Raw genomic sequence first — 5,120 nt, forward strand, 5'->3', positions numbered from 1 at the left:
CGGAACTGGTAGACGCACTGGATTTAGGTTCCAGCGCCGCAAGGCGTGGAGGTTCGAGTCCTCTCACCCGCACCATACGGCCTTCGGCCAACAAGATTAATCAATACGGGATCAGACCCCAATGCAGGTAACCGAAACCCTCAACGAAGGCCTGAAGCGCAAGCTGAGCGTCACTATTCCGGCTGCGGATCTCAATTCGCGCCTTGATGCCAAGCTGGAAGAGCTCAAGGGCCAGGCCAATATCAAGGGCTTCCGTCCCGGCAAGGTGCCCACCTCGCACCTCAAGAAGGTCTATGGCCGTTCGGCCATGTCCGAAGTGATGACCGACGCGATCAACTCGACCGTCTCGGACACGCTGGACAAGCGCGAAGAGCGCGCTGCCGCCCAGCCCAAGGTTGACCTGCCCGACGACCAGAGCGTCATCAACGACGTCCTGGACGGCAAGGCGGACCTCGCCTTTGAAGTCGAATATGAAGTGCTGCCGCCCGTCACCCTGATGGACATCAAGGGTGTTAAGCTCAACAAGCCGGTGGTCGAAGTCTCCGACGAGGAAGTCGAGACCGAGGTGCAGCGCGTATTCGCTCAGAACCGCGGCTACACCGACAAGGGCGAAGACGCCGTCGTCGAGAATGGCGATCGCCTCGGCCTGTCGTTCGTCGGCAAGATCGGCGGCAAGGAATTTGAAGGCGGCTCCTCGGATCACGCTCACCTGACTGTTGGGTCAGGCGAATTCATCCCGGGCTTTGAAGAGCAGCTTATCGGCATGAAGAAGGGCCAGACCGGCGAGGTCAAGGTCACCTTCCCCAAGGACTACCAGAACGAAGAACTGGCCGGGAAGAAGGCCACGTTTGATGTCACCATCCTCCATGTCGACGGCCCCAATGCCGGCGAACTGGATGATGACTTTGCCAAGCGCCTGGGCCTGGAAGACGTTGCCGCCCTCCGCAAGGCCGTCCGCGACCAGATGGAGAATGCACTGTCGTCCATGGGTCGTCAGCACATGAAGCGTCAGGTGCTCGATGCGCTGGATGAAGGCCACAAGTTCGAGGTTCCCGCTCAGCTGGTGGATGCCGAATTCAACACCATCTGGCAGCGTGTCGTGCACGAGATCGAGCACCACGGCCGGTCCTTCGAAGACGAAGGCACGACCGAGGAAGCCGCCAAGGAACAGTATCGCCGTATCGCCGAGCGCCGGGTGCGCCTGGGCCTGGTCGTTGCCGAGATCGGCAACACCAACGAAGTGCAGGTGACCGACGAAGAGCATCAGCAGGCGCTGATCGCCGAAGTCCGCCGCTTCCCCGGCCAGGAACAGCAGGTGTACGACTACTACCGCAAGAACCCGCAGGCCCTGGCCAGCCTTCGTGCCCCGATCTTCGAAAACAAGGTCGTCGACCACATCATCGAGCTTGGTGAAGTCACCGATAAGAAGATGACCCGCGACGAACTCGCCAAGCTGATCCAGGCTGACGAGGACGAGGTTCCCGAGGAGCACCACCACTAAGGTGGAGCCGAGCCAAATTGAAAAGGCCGCCTTCGGGCGGCCTTTTTGTTGCGCGGATTTGATCGTCAATCTGCGCTTATGGGTGAACCAATCGGGCCCTGCCCGCTTCTCCTTCCAAAGAGGAGATGACGCATGCCACACTACACATCCGAGGCCCCGCACCAGCCCAAGGGCGATCACAACCGGCGGCTGTCGCTGGGCATGGATCCCGACCGCTTTGCCGCGGAGGCGGGCATTACCACCGAGCAGCTTCGCGACTATGAGCGCACCGGCCCGGATCATGACTATGATCCGGCCGTCGCTGAACGCATAGCGGCGACACTCGATCGACTCGAGCGACACCACGCCAATCTGCAGACCGGTCGCAGCGAGACAGGCGGGCACGACGCCCCCGTCATTGATCATTCACGACACCCGCCGCTGATGATTCACGAGCTTACCGAGGAAAACCTCAACGGCGCCATGATCTATGGAGATCGCAACCAGGAAATCGGCAAGGTCTCGCACCTGCATGGCACTGGGCCAAGCGCCCAAGTGGTCATTGAAGTTGGCGGCTTCCTCGGCATTGGTCGCAAGCTGGTGTCGGTCAACCTGGCCACGCTGGAGTTCATGCGGGACGAAAATGGTCATGTCCACGCAGCGACCGATTGGACCAAGGCCGACTTGGAGCGCATGCCGGAGCACAAGCACCACTGATGAACTCACAGGGGTGCTGTTTTCCCAAAGTGAAAGTCCCTCCCCCGGACGGGGGAGGGAAAGAGAGCAGAGTGTCCAGAGCCGGGCGCGTTTCGTTACAGTCCTACCCAGCCATCTCCGAAAAGAATCCCTCAGGGCCATCGACCTCCACCAGCCTTTTTCGCTCGATGAGCAGGAACCGGGTACCAATGGCCTTGAGGAATGCACGGTCATGGGTGACGAGGATAGTGGTTGCCCCCTGCTCCCGAATGTCAGCCTCGAGCTGCTCCTGACCGGGGATATCCAGATGATTGGTCGGCTCGTCCAGCAGGTAGAAGTTCGGTTGCTCCAGCCGCAGGGCCAGCAAGGCCAGCCGGGCGCGCTGGCCAAGCGACATGGCCCGTATGGGCTTGCCCTGCCGGTCCGGCGGGAACCCTGCCCCTGCCAATAGCGCTATGGTCCGCCGGTCCCCCTCATCGAACCGGTGCAACAGGTAATCGAGCGGTGACTGGTCGAGCGGCAACCAAGCCAGCGCCTGGTCCATATAGCCCGGCGACAGCTGCGGACTGATGCGTAACCCCGGGGGCACCTGTCCCGCCAGGGCTTCAGTGGCAATCCGCATGAACTGGGACTTGCCCGTGCCATTCCGGCCCAGCAGCACCACCCGGTCGCCCTGGAAAATATGTAGCTTCTCGATAGTGAACAGCAATTGGCCGTCCGGCGTGGCGATGGGGACATTTTCGAAGGCCATCATCACTTTGGCCGCTGCCCCGCTATTGCCGAGCCGCACCAGCCCGGTCCCCTCCTTATGCGCTTGAAGCACCTGGCTCTCAATCTTCTCGGCACGATCGCGCAATTGCTTGGATTTGACGGTGAGGAGATCACTGCCGGAATTGATCCCGATATTGGTCAGTTTGGCAGCCTGCTTGCGCAATTGGGCCACCTGCTTGAGATCGCGTTCACGCTGTGCTTCGGCCGCGGCATCGATCTGATCGAGTTCAGCACGGGCGGCCGAATAGACCAGCGGCAGATAGACCTGTTCACTGGGCCGCAGAAACAAGGTTCGGTTAGTGGTGGCGTCCAGAAAGGCGCGGTCGTGACTGGCAATGACGACAGGCAGGTTGCGGGCAGCATAGGCAAGCCACTGCTCCAGCATGTAGATGCGGCCCAGATCGAGATGGTTGGTCGGTTCGTCCATCAGGAGGGCGTCGGGTTGCGTGACCCAGGCCCGGGCAATCAGGGCCATGCGCTGCCAGCCCCCGCTCAACTGGGAAAGCGGCCGGTCGCGGAACTCCTCAGGAATTGAAAGTTCCTCCATGACCACATCGATCCGCCAGCTCTCAGTGGCCATGGTCTCTGGATCGAGGGCTGAGGCCACAAAGGCCGTGGCCGTCAACGGCAGCGCCGGTTCGGGCACCTCCTGCGGCATATAGCCAATGGTAAGCCCACGCGAGCGCGTGGCCTCGCCTTCGCTCAGTTCCACCTCTCCTGCCAGAGCGCGCAGCAGCGTGGTCTTGCCACGGCCGTTCGGCGCAACCAGGCCAACGCGGTCGCCTTCGCCGATGGTCAGGTTGAGATTGGAGAAAAGCAGTTCACCAGCCCGGTGGCCGGCATTTCGGAGATTGATCGTACCCATGATGTTCGCTCACTGGACCGGCGCCACATCATATCGGGCGCCATTGCCATCAGACCGGCGCCTGGCTCGTGCCAGGTCGCCATGAAGGGCGAACCAGAGGATCGGGAACGATTGAGTTACGTCCGGACCAGGCTGGTCAGCCCTGCAGCTCGTGCCACAGGGCATGGACGGGTCCACGGGAACGATGCGTCTGAAAAACAGTCATGCAGCCCTCCCCTCTCGTGTGGACCAATATGGGATGCCAAATACCTAACCGCGCTGCAGGCGCAGCGCAAGTCGGTCAGGCAAAATAGAAGAGCAGGCTGACGCCCAGAAGGGCGCCAAAACGCGAGATGCGGAAACTGGCCAGCCGGTACGCAATACTACCAAATCCGGCTATCGGCCAATATCCGAGAGGCGCAGAACCGACCTGTACCGATTGATACGCAATACCCGGCTGTTCGGTTCGCATACGGCAACTCCAGACAAAAACCGTATGTCCATCTGTCTATCAGGATGCATTTAAGAAAGTGCTTTCAAGAAGGAAACGAGCGGTAAATCCGGCGCCCTATCTTGGGACGAAATTGATCCGATCCGGGTCGCGTACCGGAAGCAACATTTCGCGTTCAACATCCGTTCATCTTGACGGTCCTGGAGGGGGTCCAGGCTGTGGGAATTGCCCCGAGGGCCAGACCCGCGGAAATGCTTGCGATATGCTAGGGACTGGACCTGCCCGATTCGGGCTGAACCTATGGAAAGTGCATGTCAGATCTCTTCGGAAGCGCCGCTCCCACTCCGGAACCGCCAAAGGACCCGACGCCGGCCAAGCCGGCTGCCCGGTCCACTGCTGCGCCGCCGGAGGCCTATGGCGCGTCAGATATCGAGATTCTGGAAGGGCTTGAGCCGGTTCGCCGCCGGCCGGGCATGTATATCGGCGGTACCGATATCAACGCCTACCATCACCTTTTTGCCGAGGTGATCGACAACTCCATGGACGAGGCCGTCGCCGGCCACGCGACCTTCATCGAAGTGTCGCTCGACGCTGCGGGCTATGTCACGGTCACCGACAATGGCCGCGGTATCCCGGTCGATCCGCATCCCAAGCACAAGGACAAGTCGGCGCTCGAAGTCATCATGACGACCTTGCATGCCGGCGGAAAGTTCGACTCCAAGGTCTACGAGACCTCCGGCGGCCTGCACGGCGTCGGCGTCTCGGTCGTCAACGCGCTGTCGGACGATCTCGAGGTCGAGGTCGCCCGCAACCGCAAGCTCTACCGCCAGCGCTTCTCGCGCGGCCACCCGGTCGGCGGACTGGAGGAACTCGGCGAG

Annotated in this window: 5 protein-coding genes; 3 read left to right on the plus strand and 2 right to left on the minus strand. The window is 61.2% G+C overall.

What is annotated here, in order from left to right; genetic code table 11:
• Positions 1-121: 121 nt before the first annotated feature.
• Complete coding sequence (gene tig, locus QZ564_RS18875) at positions 122-1,501, plus strand: trigger factor (protein ID WP_297113441.1); 1,380 nt, start codon at positions 122-124, stop codon at positions 1,499-1,501.
• Positions 1,502-1,897: 396 nt separating this feature from the next.
• On the plus strand, positions 1,898-2,197 hold the full coding sequence (locus tag QZ564_RS18880) for a PRC-barrel domain-containing protein (RefSeq protein WP_297113449.1): 300 nt from the start codon (positions 1,898-1,900) through the stop codon (positions 2,195-2,197).
• A 103-nt stretch (positions 2,198-2,300) separates the two neighbouring features.
• Here the strand turns inward: QZ564_RS18880 and QZ564_RS18885 are convergent, their stop codons facing one another.
• A complete protein-coding gene (locus QZ564_RS18885) occupies positions 2,301-3,812 on the minus strand; it encodes an ABC-F family ATP-binding cassette domain-containing protein (protein ID WP_297113443.1) in 1,512 nt (503 codons plus the stop codon).
• Between the two features lie 280 nt (positions 3,813-4,092).
• Positions 4,093-4,263 carry a hypothetical protein gene (locus QZ564_RS18890; RefSeq protein ID WP_297113445.1) on the minus strand — a complete coding sequence of 57 codons (171 nt, stop codon included), beginning with the start codon at positions 4,261-4,263 and terminating at the stop codon, positions 4,093-4,095.
• Positions 4,264-4,553: 290 nt separating this feature from the next.
• Here QZ564_RS18890 and QZ564_RS18895 point away from each other — a divergent pair.
• Positions 4,554-5,120: ATP-binding protein (locus QZ564_RS18895; protein ID WP_297113447.1), on the plus strand; the 567-nt coding region annotated here is incomplete at its 3' end.

Source organism: uncultured Devosia sp., from assembly GCF_913055165.1.
GTDB lineage: Bacteria > Pseudomonadota > Alphaproteobacteria > Rhizobiales > Devosiaceae > Devosia.

Excerpts from the sequence above, each read along its gene's own strand:
- QZ564_RS18885 (WP_297113443.1), bottom strand. The coding sequence starts at position 3,812 with ATGGGTACGATCAATCTCCGAAATGCCGGCCACCGGGCTGGTGAACTG.
- QZ564_RS18890 (WP_297113445.1), bottom strand. The coding sequence starts at position 4,263 with ATGCGAACCGAACAGCCGGGTATTGCGTATCAATCGGTACAGGTCGGT.
- tig (WP_297113441.1), top strand. The coding sequence starts at position 122 with ATGCAGGTAACCGAAACCCTCAACGAAGGCCTGAAGCGCAAGCTGAGC.